This is a genomic window from uncultured Shewanella sp., from assembly GCF_947491715.1.
Taxonomy (GTDB): domain Bacteria; phylum Pseudomonadota; class Gammaproteobacteria; order Enterobacterales; family Shewanellaceae; genus Shewanella.
Map to the genome: position 1 here is coordinate 32,012 of NZ_CANLKR010000003.1, position 18,595 is coordinate 50,606.

16 protein-coding genes are annotated in these 18,595 nt (G+C 40.1%); 9 read left to right on the forward strand and 7 right to left on the reverse strand.

The genetic code is table 11. From position 1 onward, the window contains the following. Positions 1-269 precede the first annotated feature (269 nt). The 8 genes from Q0779_RS04425 to Q0779_RS04460 all read left to right on the forward strand — a co-directional run bounded on the left by Q0779_RS04425 (position 270) and on the right by Q0779_RS04460 (position 10,538). Positions 270-782, forward strand: a complete 513-nt coding sequence (locus Q0779_RS04425; RefSeq protein ID WP_298769925.1) for a GNAT family N-acetyltransferase — start codon at positions 270-272, stop codon at positions 780-782. Between the two features lie 192 nt (positions 783-974). Further along, a complete protein-coding gene (locus Q0779_RS04430; RefSeq protein ID WP_298769927.1) occupies positions 975-1,727 on the forward strand; it encodes a GH25 family lysozyme in 753 nt (250 codons plus the stop codon). Between the two features lie 25 nt (positions 1,728-1,752). Beyond that, the gene (locus Q0779_RS04435) at positions 1,753-3,435 is read left to right on the forward strand and encodes a hypothetical protein (protein WP_298769928.1); all 1,683 of its coding nucleotides are present in this window, start codon (positions 1,753-1,755) and stop codon (positions 3,433-3,435) included. Positions 3,436-3,539: 104 nt separating this feature from the next. Then, positions 3,540-4,193 carry an ABC transporter ATP-binding protein gene (locus Q0779_RS04440; protein WP_298769929.1) on the forward strand — a complete coding sequence of 218 codons (654 nt, stop codon included), beginning with the start codon at positions 3,540-3,542 and terminating at the stop codon, positions 4,191-4,193. Further along, entirely contained in the window at positions 4,177-6,603 is a 2,427-nt protein-coding gene (locus Q0779_RS04445; RefSeq protein ID WP_298769930.1) for an ABC transporter permease, read from the forward strand. The genes Q0779_RS04440 and Q0779_RS04445 overlap by 17 nt, the downstream gene beginning before the upstream one ends. Continuing rightward, entirely contained in the window at positions 6,603-7,664 is a 1,062-nt protein-coding gene (locus Q0779_RS04450; protein WP_298769931.1) for a lipocalin-like domain-containing protein, read from the forward strand. Before Q0779_RS04445 ends, Q0779_RS04450 begins: the two co-directional genes overlap by 1 nt. A gap of 234 nt (positions 7,665-7,898) precedes the next feature. Beyond that, the gene (locus tag Q0779_RS04455; RefSeq protein ID WP_298769933.1) at positions 7,899-9,644 is read left to right on the forward strand and encodes an ABC transporter ATP-binding protein/permease; all 1,746 of its coding nucleotides are present in this window, start codon (positions 7,899-7,901) and stop codon (positions 9,642-9,644) included. 105 nt (positions 9,645-9,749) lie between these two features. Further along, entirely contained in the window at positions 9,750-10,538 is a 789-nt protein-coding gene (locus Q0779_RS04460) for a class I SAM-dependent methyltransferase (protein ID WP_298769935.1), read from the forward strand. 259 nt (positions 10,539-10,797) lie between these two features. Here Q0779_RS04460 and Q0779_RS04465 read toward each other — a convergent pair whose 3' ends face one another. From Q0779_RS04465 to Q0779_RS04475, 3 genes are all read right to left on the reverse strand, one after another. Next, positions 10,798-11,361 (reverse strand): hypothetical protein, encoded by a 564-nt coding sequence (locus tag Q0779_RS04465; protein ID WP_298769937.1) that lies wholly within the window; start codon positions 11,359-11,361, stop codon positions 10,798-10,800. Between the two features lie 318 nt (positions 11,362-11,679). Continuing rightward, on the reverse strand, positions 11,680-11,991 hold the full coding sequence (locus Q0779_RS04470) for a hypothetical protein (protein WP_298769939.1): 312 nt from the start codon (positions 11,989-11,991) through the stop codon (positions 11,680-11,682). Between the two features lie 23 nt (positions 11,992-12,014). After that, entirely contained in the window at positions 12,015-12,728 is a 714-nt protein-coding gene (locus Q0779_RS04475) for an SDR family oxidoreductase (RefSeq protein WP_298769941.1), read from the reverse strand. 273 nt (positions 12,729-13,001) lie between these two features. Here Q0779_RS04475 and Q0779_RS04480 point away from each other — a divergent pair, with 273 nt between their 5' ends. After that, the gene (locus tag Q0779_RS04480) at positions 13,002-13,694 is read left to right on the forward strand and encodes a DUF3592 domain-containing protein (RefSeq protein ID WP_298769943.1); all 693 of its coding nucleotides are present in this window, start codon (positions 13,002-13,004) and stop codon (positions 13,692-13,694) included. On the opposite strand, the gene Q0779_RS04485 is transcribed toward Q0779_RS04480, so the two are convergent. Genes Q0779_RS04485 through Q0779_RS04500 form a run of 4 tightly spaced genes read right to left on the reverse strand, consistent with a single transcriptional unit; the run spans position 13,680 to position 18,592 of the window. Continuing rightward, positions 13,680-14,963 (reverse strand): MFS transporter, encoded by a 1,284-nt coding sequence (locus tag Q0779_RS04485; protein ID WP_298769945.1) that lies wholly within the window; start codon positions 14,961-14,963, stop codon positions 13,680-13,682. The two genes, Q0779_RS04480 and Q0779_RS04485, sit on opposite strands and share 15 nt — an antisense overlap. Beyond that, complete coding sequence (locus Q0779_RS04490) at positions 14,960-16,069, reverse strand: GNAT family N-acetyltransferase (RefSeq protein ID WP_298769948.1); 1,110 nt, start codon at positions 16,067-16,069, stop codon at positions 14,960-14,962. Before Q0779_RS04490 ends, Q0779_RS04485 begins: the two co-directional genes overlap by 4 nt. Next, entirely contained in the window at positions 16,069-17,175 is a 1,107-nt protein-coding gene (locus Q0779_RS04495) for a hypothetical protein (RefSeq protein WP_298769950.1), read from the reverse strand. Before Q0779_RS04495 ends, Q0779_RS04490 begins: the two co-directional genes overlap by 1 nt. Before the next feature lies 1 nt (position 17,176). Continuing rightward, positions 17,177-18,592, reverse strand: coding sequence for a serine hydrolase (locus tag Q0779_RS04500; RefSeq protein WP_298769952.1), 1,416 nt, complete (start codon positions 18,590-18,592; stop codon positions 17,177-17,179). Positions 18,593-18,595: the final 3 nt, after the last annotated feature.

An 18,595-nucleotide genomic window follows, 5' to 3' on the forward strand; every position in this document is an offset into this window, starting at 1 on the left:
TTAATAAAGTGGATAATTTTATCCTTTTTTATTGGATATTGGTCTAAATAAGGCTGTTGGTCTTAAGTTTTAAATTGATTTTACATTATGATGCTTTTAATTAATGAATAATGGATGAATGGTCAATTGTGTTTCACAATCGTTTTAAAATTTTTTGGACGACAAATTCTTTTTTAATGAAATAAGTGGTTATTAATGACCATAAAGTGAAGTTGGCAAACTTCATGCTATCAAAGGCTCTAAATATTGACGAATGGTTGGGCCATCATATGTATACACCTTTAATCGATAAAAAACAGGCGAAAGAGATTGATTTAATTCCTGCTGAGCCCACTATGGCCAAAAAGGTGCTTCCTCTGATGACAGATGTTATTTGTCAGCGCCTCGCGATAAAACCCATTGAAACAGTTAAAGATATGGCCTGTTTTATTCAAGGAACTTATTCACTACAGAAATGGCGATTTTTTATTCTTAATCGATCTTTAGGCATTGTGGGCGGCATTAGTTTTGGTTTGGTTGGTGAAGAGAAAGAGAGCATCACAGCCTTGCTAAGCTATTGGATTGGCAAGGAGTATCAAGGTCAAGGTTTTGCAACCCAAGCCTTATCACACTTAATGGCGGCATTAAAAAAGCAGCAGGTTAATCATTTTTTAGCCCAAGTTTACCCTGATAATTTAGCTTCTCAAAAAGTATTAATGAAATTGGGATTTACCTGCTCAGATCCTAATATTCAACGGGAAGATTACTCTGGATTAGTTGATTTTACCTTGAGCATGATTTGAGTATTGCTAAATACTATTCATTATTTTATGAGGAACATGATAAGGATAATGCTAGGTGAATAACAACGTTATTTTATATTTTGGCTAGTTCAGTCCATTATTTATTCTATATGGGTTGTAAATGGCTGTTTACGTTATTTGGCATGTATTCTGCTCGCACCTTAATATTATTTTATTAAGCATAGGGTGAATATGAATAGTCAAAAAAATAAATCCAGTTGGAAAGTAAGAGGAGGTATTTTATTCGGTTTTATATTGGTTTGGTATTTGATCGAACTGTATATTAAGCCATTATCTTCAGAGGAGCATTTTGTACAAGGCTTTGATGTTTCTCACTACCAAGGAAGCGTGCAATGGACCAAGATAGACAATACCCTTTTCCCTTTTGCCATTGCTAAAGCCACGGGAGGAGAGACCTATATTGATCCTCAATTTCATATGAATTGGCATGGTATGAGGCAGAATAATATTATCAGGGGAGCTTACCATTTTTTTTATGCTGCGGATGATCCGCAAAAACAAGCAATGCAGTATTTGTCTGTCGTGAAGCAATTTATGCCTACAGACTTACCGCCGATATTGGATCTTGAGATCACGGATAATATGAGTGAAGTGGCGCTGCGAGAGCGCAGTTTGGTTTGGCTTGATTTTGTTGAAAAACAGACTCAGCGAAGGCCGATTATTTATACAGATTTGTTTTTTGCTCAGCGTTATTTAAATGATCCACGATTCAGTCGATTTCCACTTTGGATAGCGGCTTATCAAGCCAAGCTAGTGCACCTGCCTACATCATGGCTGGGTGAGGGAATATGTCAAAAAACTTGGTGTCTTTGGCAGCATTCGCAAAATGGTCGAGTCAGCGGTGTCGATGCACCAGTGGATTTAAACCATTTTAATGGTAATTTTCCTAGTTTATTAAAATTTATCAAAGATTCACATCAATAGGTATTAATAGCAAGGAGGAAAAAGGATGTTAATCATTGCGGGAGAAAAATATACTTGCGCCGCTTTGACTAACGCGGGTTCAACTCAAAAAACCTTAACGCAGTTAGTCAATGAGGTATTTAACAGTATGTGGAGATCCGCCAAACATCAGTTAATGTTAATCGAAGAAAATCAGAAAAGTCACTCCGAAATGGAAATACACTTGCTGCCTGTTTTAAAGCAAGTCGTGGATCATTTTAGGCAAGAGTCTGTCAGTTATAAAAGTCAGTTAAGTCAATGGTTAGATAGTGATTCATATGTTGGTGAAGATAAACCTATCTATCAATATAAGCGACATGATCAGCAGCGAGAATACTTATTTTGGCATGAAGCGGCCATCGCGTTAGATGCATGGGTCCACAGTAAGCCTTGTCGAGTTTTTGAAAGAGACTTTGCTCAAAGAGTTTATCATAATCCTTATATTAATATGCTAATCAATAGTTTGGTTAATCAAATTTATGAAAAGATTAAGCAAGACTTACAAGATAAGGGCTCAGTTTATTATGACGTGACCATGGAATTATTAAGCGGCCATACATTATTACGCATGGGAAAAGGTGGGCAATTACAACTTGCCAAACCCTTTGGCAGCTATCGACAAAGTTTGCATCAAAAGAGAGAAGTTCAAGCCCTGGGAATGAGCTTGAAGATGTCGAGTTTTATCAATGATGCGCCCATGAATGTGCTTATGGCTCCTCAAGATTTTTCTTTAGGAGAAAAAATTGCGCTTATTCACGATCTGGCGGACTATTTTGGTCAGCATCAAATTTGGGCACCGGAAACAGCAGGTCAAGGACTTATCGATACAGCCATAAAAGGGGATTGTTATATCAGTATCGGATCCACTGATGAGGGGGTAAAAAGAGAGTGTTTACGTGATGCCAATTCTCAACTAAGTCGGCACGTAAGAGGAGCCGGACAAAATGCCATGTGTCGTAATGAATTGGCGCTATCAAGCTTGTTGGGCAGAAAGCAACAGTTATTTCTATGGTCTGGACATTCTACATCAGTTGTAAGGGCACTTAAACTCGCTCGCTGGGCGGGCGGTAGGCAAGCTGAACTGACTGCATTATCTCAAGCCATAATCGCATTTTTTAGGGTGGAGTATCACTCAGATTGCCCTTATCCCTTTCATACAATGCATGAAGTGATGGATATGGCACAAAACTTTGACGTGAAATATCAACTCGATCCTTCAAAAAAAGGCAAGGAGTGCATTCAAATAGACACGGTTGATAGAGTGTATTTTGAGCACTTCATTGAGAGCTTTACTACAGAGATTGAGTCACTCTTCCCGCCTTATTCTATAAAGGTGAGTCAGCATTGTAGCGAAGAGGCATTGGCCCTCCAAGGTGCTTTAAAAATGAAAAAGAGGGAAACAGAGGCGATTGCTTTGAATCAATGCCAAGGGGAAAGTCAGCGAATGAAAGCGTTTGAGCTGTTGTCCAAATTGAAAAAAACCATGGAGCCATTGACTGATGATATATTGAAGTCATCTTTACATCATCAAGTTAAAAACAATGACACTTTATCGATGAACGTTAACTCGAGGACAGCTTTGCCGCTATTCTCTTTTCAACAACAATCGACATTGAGCCCTAAATTAACACAACTGAATGCTTTTTATGAGGCATTATTTTCTTTACAAATATTATTAATGGAGGCATAAACCGTTTAGACTGATCAGCGGTAATAATGACACTGGCTAATCTTTCTGCGCTTGCTTGGTATTGCGCATGAGGATAAGTTACTAGCGATTAACAAGGAGTTATCGTGATCGAAGTTAAGGATTTATGTTTTAGTCGTCATGATGGTGACAATAAACATCAGATTTTAAATCAACTTAATTTGTTTGTACCGGCAGCGCAACAACTTGCGTTACTGGGTGATAGTGGCTCAGGTAAAACAACTTTTTTGCATATTTTAGCAGGCTTGTTGCAAGCAGATAGTGGCTGGGTGAGTGTGAATAACCAAGTGCTCTCTTCCTTAAACGAACAAGCGCTCGCGCTTTATCGTCGAAAAATTGGATTGATTTTTCAACATTATCAATTGCTTGATTGTTTAACGGTTAAGCAAAATATGCTGTTTCAATATCAGCTTAATTTTCCCAAACAAGCCACAAGTGAATTTGAACCCCTGGTTCATGCATTGGGGCTACAAACCAAGCTCGATGCATTACCAGAAGCGCTCTCTGGTGGTGAGCAGCAAAGAGTCGGGATCGCAAGAGCACTGTTAAATAGACCGCAGATCATTTTTGCCGATGAACCCACAGGTAACTTAGATCAAACGCGGTCTCACCAAGTGGTTGAGTTGCTTACAAGCTTGTGCCGTGAGCGAAAAATCAACCTGGTAATGGTGACCCATAGCCATCAGTTAACGGATTATTTTGATCAAGTGAAAGTGCTAAGAGATGGCTGTTTTGCGTAATGACATTAGATTGATTTTAGTCACACATGTCAGATTTTACCGTCGACATCCTTGGTTAATGGCTTTGTTTCTGTTGGGATTTAGTTTAGGTAGTGCATTGCTAACCGCCATAGCGGGCTTGAATCAAGAGGCTAAAACACGCTATCAGGGCTCCGCAGCGCTTATCAATAATCCAGTCACTCATTTAATTAAGCCACTGACGGGGAAGCAGTATATCGATGGCAATGTTTGGCTCAGTTTACGAAGAGAAGGCTTCATCAATGCGCAACCTGTACTGCGGGGGAGGTTAACGACGCGTGAAGGTCGACGTTTAGCGATTCAAGGTGTGGATACTTTACAGTGGTTAAATCATCCTCAGTTGAGTCACCGATATACACAAAAGGATCCCAATAATAGCGCGTTGGGGTTTTCTCTTGAGACTCTTTTTGTTGATCTGCAATTTGCTGATCGCCTTGACACTCAGTCAGATAGCCAAGGTGCTTTTGTGCTGAAAAAAGGGCAAGCGCAACCTCATATTCGCTTTATGGAGGATGTGGGCTTATGGGCGCTGACCGATCTTGCCTATGCGGATGATTTACTACAGGCAAATGGGCAACTTAGTTTTATTGAGCTATCACATGTCACCGAGCAGCAACTCGTTCATATCAAACAATTGATCGCAGGAAAAGCGCAGCTTATTGATGCTCAGCAGCAAGCATTTGATGTATTGTCTGAAGCCTTTTTTTTCAATCTCGCAGCATTGGCCATGCTGGGCTATATTGTTGCTGCATTTTTAAGCTTTAATGCCATCAAACTCACCTTAACGGCACGAACAAGATTATTACAGCAAATGCACTTGCTGGGCTGTACCTCAATCAGTATTCAGTTAAGCCTGATTATTGAGCTGATAATGGTGAGTCTTGTGACTGCGCTATTAGGCACTGTAGGCGGGTATTTCATTGCCAATACACTGGTGCTTGATGTTAATCGTACTTTAATTGGCTTATACCAATTGGATAAGGCGCTTGTGATCCATTGGCAATGGTCAAATGTGTTATTGGGATTTGGACTGAACATCTTTGCATTAGCGATGATAATACTGGCGCAAAGTAAGCGTGTGATGAGGCAAGGTTCGACTGTGTTTTACGGCTTATTGCTATCGACCTCAACAGGATTTCTCTGGTTATTTCATTTCGCCGTGAGTGAATATCAAGCGCTACTGCTGTGTTTTATGATTTTGTTGATATTTATTTTATTAGTGCCTAAAGCCCTATCGAGTCTGGTGGCATTGCCCATTAGTTTTACCCATCCGTTGGCTCAATGGGGACATGCCGATACGCGATGCCATTTAAAAGATTTACATATTGCCATTATTGCCATTTTGGTTGCTTTGGGGAGTGCGATAGGCATGCAAATAATGGTAACCAGTTTTAGTCATACGTTACATGCCCATCTTGAAAAACAGCTGAGTGCCGATATTTATTTGCGTTCTACACAGCTTGATAATACATTGAGACAAACACTCAGCCAGTTGCCAGAAGTCGCCCAACTCAGTATTTATATGCAAAGTGATGGCCGCGTGAGTAATAAGCTGGTGAAGGATATACCGGCACACCTGTCCAGCTTCGGTAACAGTGTTAATCACTATCAGCATATTTCGTTGACTTCGGGGAGGGCAATAGGCCCTGAAAATTTCAGCGATAAAGGTTGTTTGGCGAATGAGCAAAGTCATATTAAATTTGGTATGACGTTAGGGAGTATGGTTGAGTTTGAGCAAAATGATACGCGTTTTGATTGCCGTATAACGGGCTTTTTTTACGATTATGGCAATCCCAGTATATTACTGCTGACATTGGAAAATAGGCAGCAAATGGCCGCGCTAAACAGTGATTATTTGGGGTATGCCATTCGTCTCACTAATCAGACAACACTGGCCGCTTTTAGTGAACGGTTAATAGACGAGTTTAAACAAGACAGTACCGTTATAGTACCCAATAAACGCTTTAAAGAATATGCCAATGCCTTGTTTGATGACACATTTGTGGTTACCGAAGCGCTCAATGGTTTTATTCTCGCTATTGCACTGCTAAGTCTGTGTACGAGTTTATTGAGTTTAAGTGCTAATCAATTAAAGCAATTGATTATATTACGCAACTTAGGTGTCACGCAGCGACAGTTATTAATGATGAAATTATTACAAACCGTCGGGGTGGTCAGTTTTACGACCGTGTTTGCTATTCCACTTGGCTTTGCATTGGGCTGGGCATTATTAACCTTTGTGATGCCGATTGCCTTTGGTTGGAGTATTCATTTTTATTTAGATGGGATGAGTTTATTCGTGACCTGTTCAACCTTGGTTGGCGTGTCGATTGTCTGTGCCTATTTGCCGATTCGTAAACTCATACATTTAGACGCTAGGAGTGGTGAATAATGTTGAAAGGGCAATTATATCCTTTGTTACTGTCTTCTTTAATGTTTTTTTTGTGTGCTTGCCAACCAGAAGTACAAAAACCGACCTCATCAGCGTTTCAAATAGAGAGTGGTATTGCGGTTAAAAAAGGAGTTGAGCTGGTGTTTCCCAAAGATCATGGTATTCATTCTGAGCAGGGCATTGAATGGTGGTATGTGACGGCAAATGTAGAAAGTGATACTGGCGAAACCTTTGGGGTGCAATGGACACTTTTTCGCACTTTGATGCCGAGTCATCTGGATTCACGCTGGTGGGATAATAACCTTTACTTTGCGCACTTTGCGATACAGCACCAGCAAGCGCATGTGGCGTTTGAACGGTTTGGTAGAGCGGGGCAAGCAGAGATAACCGTTTCACCGTTTAAGGCTGAGATTGATGATTGGCAGTTAGCCAGTATGACAGCGCCTTTTTTACCGCTAACACTCACAGCGGCGCAGGAAGACTATCAAGTGGCACTGACATTAAGTGATAGTCCTAGGGTATTACAGGGAGATAAGGGCTATAGCCAGAAAACCCAAAGTGGTCATGCGTCTTATTATTTCAGTTATCCGTTTTTAAAAGTAAAAGGAAATTTAACCTTTGCTGGGAATAAGTATCAAGTAACAGGGAATGCTTGGTACGACAGAGAATGGTCAGCCAGTTTACTTGACTCAAATCAATTAGGCTGGGATTGGTTTAGTTTGGTTGATAAGCAAGCCGCAGAGAAAGGGCTGATGTTGTTTTGCATACGAGGCCAGAACCAAGATTATGAGTATTGTAGCGGAGCACATATAGTGCCCAATGGTGAAACCACCGACATTGCTCACGAGAATATTCAATTGACCGTGCTGGAAACCGTGATATTGGATAACCGTCAATACCCGAGCAAGTGGCAGCTTGAGTTACCAAATCGTCCAGTGATCGTGATTAAAAGCGTGACCAAGGACTCTCGTAATCAATTAACGTTTCCTTATTGGGAAGGCCGAGTACAGGTAACGGGAGGTTTTGAGGGGTCAGGCTTTGCTGAATTAACGGGATATTAGGTGGGAGATTAGGTTTGTGTATGGAGGGGAGTACTCGCATTTTAATCTTTGTTTGTGGATGATGCTGAGTAAAGTCACCGTTATTGTTTTATCTGTTTGATGAACAGTGCATACAATGTGTCTCATTGAAAGCAAGGTGTTACTATTTGTTGAAGCTAACTGTGAAACTAGCATTTTATAACGGGCTATGCTTGGTTGTTTTTTAAGTTCGCAATACACTCAAAGAAATTGACTGTGAATGTGTTCAGAGAACGTATGAAAGAACAAGATCCAAAGAGTGAGTTATCCCCTCCCATGACTACTTGGCATTTGGTCAAATTATATTGGCAATCAGAGCAAAAAAAGACGGCCTATTTTTATCTGGTGACCTTACTTATTTTGACCTTATTCCTAGTCGCAATGAATGTGGCTGTGACCTATTGGTATAAATATTTTTGGAATGCAATACAAGAATATAACAAGGAACGTGTGTTTCAATTGGTGTTTGTTTTTATTGCACTGGCAGCTGTTTTTGTGGTGACAGCCGTTTATAAGTTTTATGTGCAGGCACGCTTTAGTATTCGTTGGCGAGCTTGGTTGACCGAACATGTCATTGATACTTGGTTAAATAATAAAGCGTATTATTATATTGAAAATTTTGATGCTTATACCGATAACCCCGATCAGCGTATTCAAGAAGATGTTAATTTGTTTGTGAGTTTAACGACATCCTTGTTTCTTGGTGTGGTGGATGCCGTGGTGACACTTTGTTCATTTATGACATTATTGTGGATATTATCCGGCCCACTAGCGATCCCTTTGGGCAGTTTAGGGACGCTGCATATCTCGGGGTATTTGGTCTGGATAGCCTTAATTTATAGTGTGGTGGGCACTTATATTACGCATAAAATGGGCAAGAAACTCATTCCCTTGAATTTTGAACAGCAAAAGCGAGAAGCAGATTTTCGTTTTAATGCGGTGCGTATTCGTGCGAATGCAGAAAATATTGCTCTTTATCAATCACAAGATAAAGAGAAGCGGGGAATAGTATCTGTTTTCCACCAAGTGATTGATGTGACGTTAAGAGTGATTAACCGCGAAAAAATGTTGCTGTATTTTACTGCGGGCTTTAATCAAATCTCGATTATTATTCCTTTACTTGCCGCTTTGCCTATGTATTTTTCTAAGGCGATTGAAATTGGTGGCATACAGCAAATTTCTAATGCTTTTGCTCAAGTGCAAAGTTCTCTGTCTTTCTTTGTCAATGCATACACAGATCTGGCTCAATGGCGATCGGTGGTCATGCGTTTGACGACGTTCATGAATAAAGTACGGGAAGTGGAAAATACTTACGCTAATAGCACAGAATTTAAACGAAAAATACATACTAATACTAGTTTAGTGGCGAAAAATTTGACGCTACAAACGCAAACCGGTCATACATTATTTTCTGGCCTGAATATGACCTTTGATGCCAATAAAAAATATGTGATTAAAGGACCTTCTGGTGTTGGTAAAAGCACGTTTATTAAAGCATTAGCGGGGATTTGGCCTTTTGCTACTGGGACAGTGTCATTACCCAAGAATAAAACAGTGATGTACTTGCCCCAGCGGTCGTATTTTCCGCAGGGAACCCTGCGGGAGGTACTCATGTATCCCGATGAGAAGGCGGTAAGTGATGCACACTTATGTGCACTCTTAGACGATGTTGGATTACCAAGGTTGAAAAGGGAGCTTAATATCATGAAGAATTGGAGCGAAATATTGTCATTGGGTGAGCAGCAAAAAGTGGCGTTTATTCGAGTGATCCTCAGTCAACCCGATTGGGTGTTTTTAGATGAGAGTACGTCATCATTAGATAAAGATAATGAGCGTAGATTGTACCAATTATTGCAGATGAGATTGCCAAATTGTGCGATTGTCAGTGTCGCTCATCGTGAGAGTGTGGCCGATTATCATGATGAAGTGGTGTGTATACAGCCTGAAGACATTCCCATTTGAGATAAACATATTTTACACGGAACATTTTAAAATAAAGGTGATTATTTTTTTGATTTAACTCAACTAGACTCATTAGAGTGAGAGTCTGGTTGGGGCCCCAAATCAATGGAAAAGCATAGTAGGCATGATAAATGGTTAGCGCAAGATTATGCCAAAGCGTCAGATATGCAGTGGCGACAGGCCATAGAGGCATTATCACGTTGTGATTATAGGGCCTGCGATAGCATTCTCGATGTGGGTTGTGGTGATGGAAAAATTACCCACTATGTGGCAAAACAGCTTGAGCATGGCAATATCATAGGCATCGATTTGGTCGAAAATATGGTCAATTTTGCTCAAACCCATTATGGGGAACAAGCAAATATTCGTTTTCTGCAGATGAGTGCCGATGACATCGGCTTTAATCAACGTTTTGATTTTATTTTGTCTTTTAGCTGTTTGCATTGGGTTGCGGATCAAACAAAAGTTTGGAATGATTTCTATCAACATTTATTACCAAGAGGCACAGTGTTGTGTGGTTTTCAAGTGGATCATGAGCACTTTTGGGATACGGTGTTTGCGCATCAGCAAGTCCCCCAATGGCAATCTTATTTTGTGGATTTTCACGATCCTTACCACCATTTTACCTTAAATGAGATGGTGAGCTTTATCGAAAAAGCCGGATTTTACTTACCTCGAATCGATGAAATACACCATGTGGAATATTTTGACACTCAAAATAAGCTTATGGACTTCTTCTTGTCATGGGTTCCGCAGTTTCGTCATCTAGAATCCCCAATAAGAGAACAATTTGCACAGCATGTGATGGATGATTATATGAATAAAATTCATCCTCAAATGCGTGAACACGCTGGAGTCCGCATTAAGCGCTATATTATTGAAGCTGAAAAATAGCACTAAACGCTTATTGATGAGAATGTTAAGTGACTTCATATTATGTTAATTCAATTGTATAAATTATCATCAAAGATCAACAGGCCCTGATGCATATGATACGCTGACTTTTAATTTATTAAGAATGTGTTGATTTTTTGACCAAGTGTATTTCAATAAATAGCAAATGTACTCTCTTCATCTGAACATATAGCGCCAAGCTAGGCTGTTGCAAACGGGGCTATTTATTTTATCAAATATAAATACCTTATAGTGAAGATCAGCTGAAGTGCGATTTATTCTTATTCGTTAACCGATTTGTGATTGTTGAGGCACCTAACCACACTATTAATATCAATAGAGCCGATAGCACTATCAATGTAACAGTGTGCTTAGATAGGTTAGCCACAAACAGTATCTTGTATATTAACTTATTAACGTCAGGGAGTTGATTGATAGCAATGATGACATTGATATTCTCAATCACATCAAATAGTGCTATTACAAAAGGGAGCAAGGCAATATATTTCAGCGTTGAATGGATAACATGGCATGATTTCATGAGTTCTATTAGCAATAGTGAGTAAGCAAATGCGTAGATTAATGGAAATACCATATCGAGAGTTATTTCATTTAAACGGTAAACTTCCATGCCACTCGAACTTATTGTATTAAAAAATTCCTTTATGATTTCGGGACTAAGTGCAACTTGCACATCAAGAGGTTCGATGGTGGAAGAGACTAATGGATACACGAAGAATAAAATAATGATTTGTAGTATAAAGTTTAAGATAAGAAATACGCCTGCTTTTTTCCAAGAAGAAAATGTGATTAACCCGTTCAAAATGACCTTCCTTGATTATTTATTGGCATTTTACTTACGTTAGGAGTGTGCATTTAGTTAGACATGTACACTTGATTTCATTTATCAAGGGTAGAGTGCATAACACGACTTCACAACTTATTTAATCAGGGTTAAGGATCTGGTGGTTTAATCTGATTGAGGTCAGTACTGTTATTCATTGATCTCTGTAAATCAGAGGTTAAGGCGATTTAGGTGCGTATTTTATCTCTTAATGCTTGTTTCAAAATCAAGCTTCCTGTGTAATGACTCAATATGGTTATGGTTTTCATTGCCTCTTTTTTATCCTCGCATGGGTGTTTATTTCCCTGTAAAGGTTTGTTTTACCAGTTCTGCTGTTGACTCTAGGCTCTTTTCAAAGGCTGATACTTTATCGGCAATACTGACTGTTAAGGATATCGCGGCAATCAACAAAGCAAACAGCGAGAGGTTTTGCGTTTTATTAAACCGATTATCTTGATCTTTCAAGTCAGCTAATACCGATGTGAGGTAGGGAAAGTTAACACTTTTATTGGGGTTCAAAGCAAAGAAATGGACTTGTGTGTGACTTAAGTCATTGCGTACGTAACCATATTGATTCTGTGCGTTCAATAACACAATTGCTTTAAACACATGCTTACAGACCTTCTAAGAGGTTAATGATTCAGCTCCTCCTCGATGGGTCGACACAAAATGGTCATTTGCGGTAATAAGGCATTCGGACTAAGCGACAACACAAAATCAACAGCCTTGACGATATCATCTACTTGGATTTTATCTTTATTAGCTATGCGACCATCATTGGTCATGTCGGTATCCACAACACTGGGACACAGACAAGTGACCTTGACATTATGGGGCAGTAAGGCCTTAAAGAGGCTTTCACTATAATTGAGTATGGTGGCTTTGGTGGCGCTATACAGGCCTATTTTGGGCAGAGGGGTTATCGCGCAGTTAGAAGAGAGCATAAAAATAGTGCCATGTTGCTGCCGCTGCATCAGTTGGGCCACTTTATTAGTCATTATTAGGGTGGATGTGACATTTGTATTGAGCAAATTCTCAACGGTATTACCATCGGCTTCGATAAAATCAGAGGTTAATACGCCTGCAGAGTTGACGAGAATGTCGATAGTGGAATAGAGCATTAACAATCTATCGATGAGTTGTTCAACACAGTTGGTGTCAGCGAAATGACATCGATAAATGCTGACATCGATGTCGGGATACAATTTACTGAGCATTTCTTTGGCTTTGATCAGCCTTTCTTTATTCTTAGCCACTAAAATAATGTCGTAGTCTTTGCTGGCAAGGTAACAGGCAATAGCATAGCCGATACCTCGACTCCCCCCAGTGATTAGTGCAGTAGGCATAGCGTTGTCCTGATCTAAAGATTCTCATTCGATATCTTACTCTCGAATAGATCGCGTTGGTATCTCTTTTTAGGTGAAATGCTCAGATAAAAATAGAGACAATGAATGGGGAAAGGGAGTTGATGATTTTATGTTTCTGTTTTGTTTATTCTGCGTGTTGAATCGGGTCTTTGAGTGATAAATTTTTGAATCAAAGTAAAAAAGCTTTAAAAATAGTAGTTAACATGGTTTATATGAACAAAGACGTTTAATGGTCAACTGAAGGTACCTGTGATGAAATCGATGCCATTACTCCAAAAAATAGTGCTTATTATCGCTGTTTTGATGTTAGGCTTGGCTTTTTATATGGCATCCAATACGTTAGATTATATTCATGGTGCGACGAGCGGTGTTGGTAAGGTTGTTGATTTTAAAGAAGTCTATTCGAGTCGCTCGATGACGTATGCACCGATTATTGAATACCAATTACCCGATGGTAAAACCGCCCATTTTGTTTCGTCAACCAGTGCCTATCCGCCTGCCTATGAGATTGGTGAGCCAGTGGATATTTTGTATTCCACTAAGCAGCCTCAAAATGTCAGTATTAATGGCTTTTTCTCTTTGTGGATAGGGGAGCTTATTGTGGGAGGCTTAGGCTTAGTGTTTTTAGGGATAGGGTTATTCAGCCCTGTATTGGCCTGGATAAGGCGACGAAAAAAAGCCAGCCTGACTATATATGGCGATAGGATAGACACACAACTACAAGGTGTTGAGTGCAATTTTCAAATAAGAGTCAATGGGCGTCATCCTTATCAGATTATTACTCAGGGAATTAATCCTCGTACCAGCCAGAAACAAACCTTTAAAAGTCAAAATTTATGGCGTGATCCCACCGCGTATCTTGATAAGCGGTGGATCACTGTTTATGTGGATAAAAAGCGCCCGAAACGTTATGTGATGGATCTCGCTTTTTTAGTCGGTGAGTGATGGGAAAACGGTTTGCTGTAGCGACTTTTTTTCTTGTGAAATGCACAGCTTCCATAACATTACGCCACCACCGAGGGAAAGCAGACTGTAAATCAAAAAAAGTGATTTTATGTTCACATTATAATGGAGGGCGAGGCTAATTAAGGTGGCGGAAGCTATCATGCCTGCAGCTGAAATAACATTACTGGCAGCAAAAATAGTGGTTTTTTGTGTATCAACGCCATTTACTTGCAATAATGCATACCCGAGAAAAAGCAGCTGAGAGCTAAATAAGTTTGATAGTGAAATGATAATGATGACTTGTTGGAATTCGCTTAGCAGGCTAATAATAGGAAGATTTTCTTTGAATGCTATCATCATGCTTAAAGCTGCATAACCTAATGCGAAACTCATACTTCCTACAAAGATGATTTTACCTTGTGAGAGACGTGTGTTGAGTATTAAAAACACTAGAGAGCCACAGGCAATCGCGACAGTCATGACAACAAATAACATGCTGGTATTTACCTCATTGATATTGAGTTGATACTTTGCAAGTGTGGTCATTTGTGAATAACTTAAGTTGATAAAAAACCAATAAAAGCTGATGAGCAAACAACCTAAGACTAACTTAGGATCTTGCTTGATCGTTTTAAACATGTGTTGGTATTGTGTGTAAAATGAGCGTGGAGAAGGTGATTTGTTATGGGTAATTTTATGTTTAATCGCGATATTTTTTTGCTGATATACCCCAATAGCATTGATGAATGTGCACAGTAAAATTCCAGTTATGGCCATTTTAAGGCCTACATGTAACAAACCGCCCGCCAATGCGCTACCGATGAGTATGGCGATAATGCTGGATAATTGAAACAGTGTCGAAGATTGACTGCGTTGTTGTTTTTCGACCCTTTCATCAATCATGGCTAATTTTAGTGGACCCGTTAAACAGGCGATAATGCCGACAGGAAGTAAGAGTAAGCAGAGTAAATAAAGGTTGTTTATGTATAAACCGTAGCAGATCACAATGATGATGACATATTCAATGGTTTTCAGTTTTTTAAACAGCGGCAACTTTTGATGATTATCGCCCCATTGCCCAGCTAAGCCTGATAGCAGCACACTAGGTAACATAAAGAGGGCTAAGCCAAGCGTGGTGAATTGCGCGGCCAGTTGTTCTGATTGCGCTTGAAAGCCAATGAATATTACCAGTGTATTTTTAATTAAATGATCTACCGTCGCGCCGGAAAAGTTGACCCAAATTAAGGCACGAAACCCATTTTTATTCATTGAGTTTGCTCCTTGAAAAAGGCGCGGCTGAGCCGACTGAGTATTTTCCAGCCCCATTGTCTAAACCAAGGTAAGTGGTTGACATAAATGGCGGTGTATTCCATTTCTTCTATGCCCCCTCTGGCGCGTTTATAGTCCATTGCCCCTGCACTGGCATGGTAAATCAGTTGTCTTTCTTCGCATATTTTTGCGATGAGTGCGTTAAGTATGGGGTAGAGATAGGCTTTTTTATCCAAAGATGTATCGTAACCTGCAAAAGGAACCGTGAGAATATGACCTTCTATATACAGGCCTAGCATCGCGACCAAGTTACCGCTTTGAGGATCTTGTAATGCCTTTATTTCTAAGGCATCTTGCTCAATGCATGTCTGAAAAAATAGTGGGGTAAACTGTGGATTATGGACTGAGTGCTGTTTGATAAACATCTTCTGGTAAAGATCATGTAAATGATAGGCATCCGTCTTATCGACTTTTTTAAGCCATTGGTAGGGTGTTTTATTGAAGTAACGGCGATCTTTTTTATTGGCTCTTTTTTTCATGAGCGTGGGGCAGCGATAATCAATCAGACAAATAGGGCGAGAAGGTAATAATATGAAGCCATCGGCTTTGAATGAGTCGATTAATTGACCGTTTAAAGTCGCCGTTAACGAACGAAAGGCGAGTGTATGATTTGGATAGGATTGAGTCAGTTTCTTTCTTATGGCGGTGACGGCCAGAGATGTGTTATTGGCATAGAGATTGGTTGACCACAGTCGATTATTAACTTGCACGCACCGGTTAATACGCATCCATTTCAGTGGGGAAGCTAAGCCATTAATCAATAATTCCAACATTTTTTTTAGGAGCTTAGGGGTGGCTGAGAGTAGGGCATCGCGTCCATAACTGACAAAGGCATTAAAAGGGGAGCACACATAAGAGGATTCATATTCTTTATTGTTTATGCTAAAAGGCAGTGTCATACCTTGGTACTGCAATATATTGATTTCAGTATCGACATTGGTAATAAAGGATTGGCAGCCCAAGAGCATGTATTGGGCAATCAGATGATCCACGCCGTCAAGGTGAAGCTCGCTAATATTATCAGTAGAAAATAGGTTAATAGGCATTATGATATTTTTTTCAGAAATTTTTCTGAACTCCAGTGGATCAATTTCAATGTCATTTGCCAAAAGTAGCGTTGATAACGGGGTAAATGCTGAAAGGCAATGGCGCCAAATTCTCGGTGTTCTTTCGCGCCTCGACTGATTTTAAAGTGTTTAACCCCCGTGCCACAATGGAGTTTAATGCCTCGTTGTTGGCATATTTGTAAATTCAGTGCATATAAAATCCGATAGAGTCCAAGAGATTGAGAGGCAGAGGTGTCGTAGCCTACGATGGGGTTCATTAGCATATTGCCTTTCTGTTTGATGGCGGTAAATCCCATCACTTGTTTTAATTGGTTGCAATACAAGGCCGTAAACTCAAAGAAGCGGTTTTGATGAGTGAGCGCAATATAGTGAGCGTTAAGCTGTGGATTAAGCGCGCTATATTGGATGATAAAGAGCTGCTGATAGAGCTCCGCTATTCTTGCATAATGCCTATGGTGAATGTCATCGTGTTGCAACACTGTCAGAGAGGTGTTTTTTAGCAAGGTTAAATCGCGTTTATTGTCCCGCCTTTGTTGTAAATTGTCATTCGGATTAAAAATGTAAGCATTCATCGTTGGGCTTAGATGATAGCCTAATGCGGCCAATGTGTTTTTTTTTGGTGATAAATAAGTCTCTTGTATTGAACGATAAACATGACTATGGGTAGGAAAAGCCTCGACCAATAATGCATGAATTTCACTCAATTCATCTAAGGTTAATTGACGAGTATGTAAGTTTGTTCCTGTTAGGAAGTTATTGACAAATATAACATTATCTATTTTAAAGAGCTTAAGTATTTTACCGATAACCGTCAGGGTACCGCGTAGCAGCGGATGGCTGATGGATGTTTGAGGGCTGCGAATAAATGCCGTATAAAGAGAGCATACAAATGAGTTGTGTTTATGGTATGAGTTAAGGGTTAATGGCAATAATTGGTCATTGATGAGGATCGCAAGGTATTGAGCGTGAACATTATTAATATAATGTGCGGGTGTATTGGTTATCATGGCTTTGATGTAATCGGCATCATCACAATGAAGTGGTATTTTATCGAGATTAGTTGGCGTAATGAGAATGGCAGTCATACTATTTTCCTTCTGCTTGATCACTGCGGGTGAAGGTGATCCGACCACCTTCAGGCACCATAAAACATTCCATTTTGTCACTATAGAGGCGAAGACTGATGGCTTGACCAGCTTGCTCCGCTAACACTTTGAGTTTCATGCTGCCAAGACTGCGTTGAAGATCGCGATTTTTAAAGCGACCTTTAAAAGTATTGCTTTTAAATAGGCTAAGCTGGATTTGGTGATCCAAGGGGCCAATACTAAAAGTCAGCTCTGGAGTGATAATGATGTCGCCAACAATGGGGTTATAGTAACGGCCTTTGATTGTTGGCATGGACTTTGGCTTTCGCAGAGCAGGGATTTTTGAATAGCAATAGTGCCCTAATGCGCGAGGAGAAAGCATTGCAAATTGGGTATTAGGGTAATCGGCATCAATGAAAAGCTGTAAGCATTTATCGGCAATTTTTTGTGGAATGATGCTAGAACGATTACACAAAATACCAATGCCTAATTGTTTTTCTTTGACTGTGAGTAAAAGCGATGTGATCCCTGGAAAACCGCCAGTATGACGGGTAATTGTGTATGGGGAGTGATTTTCAATGAGCCAGCCGCCGCCATAATGACCTGTTTTAGCATTGATAGTACAAGGTATTACCCCTCGGGTTAAATAGGCTTGCTCATAGGCAGTCATATTGAGTTTGTCGTGTTGATTATGAGTCCAAAACGTGAGCCATTTCCCCATATCTTCAATGCTGCAATTGATCCCCGCTGCGCCCAATAATTGATGTGGAAAACGAGACAGAGCGAGCGGGGTATTACCTTGCAAATTGAATGTTCGTTTGTGAGGTGAGGCTCTATTGTTGTGTTGCAAATAGGCCTGTTTACCACATGAGCTGTGATGCATCCCCAGTGGCTTAAGAATGAATGTCGATAGTGCCTTCTCAAAGGCGCAATTGAGGGTGGTCTCAATGATTTTTTCAAGGGCAACAAAGCCCAGGTTATTGTAAGCAAACTCAGAGGGCGCTGATGTTTGGCTGCAATGGGTGAGTGCATTGAGCATTTCATCAGATGAGAAGCCTAAAAAACCTAGATAGTCCATAGCGTATGGCGGCAGCCCTAGAGTATGTGTGACTAAATGCACAAGGGTAAACCGCGGATTAAAATTGGGTAAAATGAGATTGACGGGTTGATCCCATGTCAATTTTTTTTGCGCAACCAATATGCCAACGAGGCAGGCTGTCATGGCCTTAGTGAGAGAAGAAATAGGAAACACTGTGTGCTTATTGAGGGGAATATTTGTGTCAATGGATTGTTTGCCATAGAGACAAAAATGCTGTTTGTCTTTATGCTGCACAACAATCGCCAAGCCCGGTAATTTGGCGCGTTTGGCCAAGACTTTTGCTTTGTCAAAAAGTGTATCAATATGATGGTCTATCAAGAT

Bases quoted from the DNA above. Each gene is read 5' to 3' on its own strand.
- Q0779_RS04430 (WP_298769927.1), top strand. From the start codon at position 975: ATGAATAGTCAAAAAAATAAATCCAGTTGGAAAGTAAGAGGAGGTATT.
- Q0779_RS04450 (WP_298769931.1), top strand. From the start codon at position 6,603: ATGTTGAAAGGGCAATTATATCCTTTGTTACTGTCTTCTTTAATGTTT.
- Q0779_RS04495 (WP_298769950.1), bottom strand. From the start codon at position 17,175: ATGACTGCCATTCTCATTACGCCAACTAATCTCGATAAAATACCACTT.
- Q0779_RS04490 (WP_298769948.1), bottom strand. From the start codon at position 16,069: ATGCCTATTAACCTATTTTCTACTGATAATATTAGCGAGCTTCACCTT.
- Q0779_RS04480 (WP_298769943.1), top strand. From the start codon at position 13,002: ATGAAATCGATGCCATTACTCCAAAAAATAGTGCTTATTATCGCTGTT.
- Q0779_RS04460 (WP_298769935.1), top strand. From the start codon at position 9,750: ATGGAAAAGCATAGTAGGCATGATAAATGGTTAGCGCAAGATTATGCC.
- Q0779_RS04475 (WP_298769941.1), bottom strand. From the start codon at position 12,728: ATGCCTACTGCACTAATCACTGGGGGGAGTCGAGGTATCGGCTATGCT.
- Q0779_RS04435 (WP_298769928.1), top strand. From the start codon at position 1,753: ATGTTAATCATTGCGGGAGAAAAATATACTTGCGCCGCTTTGACTAAC.
- Q0779_RS04485 (WP_298769945.1), bottom strand. From the start codon at position 14,963: ATGAATAAAAATGGGTTTCGTGCCTTAATTTGGGTCAACTTTTCCGGC.
- Q0779_RS04445 (WP_298769930.1), top strand. From the start codon at position 4,177: ATGGCTGTTTTGCGTAATGACATTAGATTGATTTTAGTCACACATGTC.
- Q0779_RS04425 (WP_298769925.1), top strand. From the start codon at position 270: ATGTATACACCTTTAATCGATAAAAAACAGGCGAAAGAGATTGATTTA.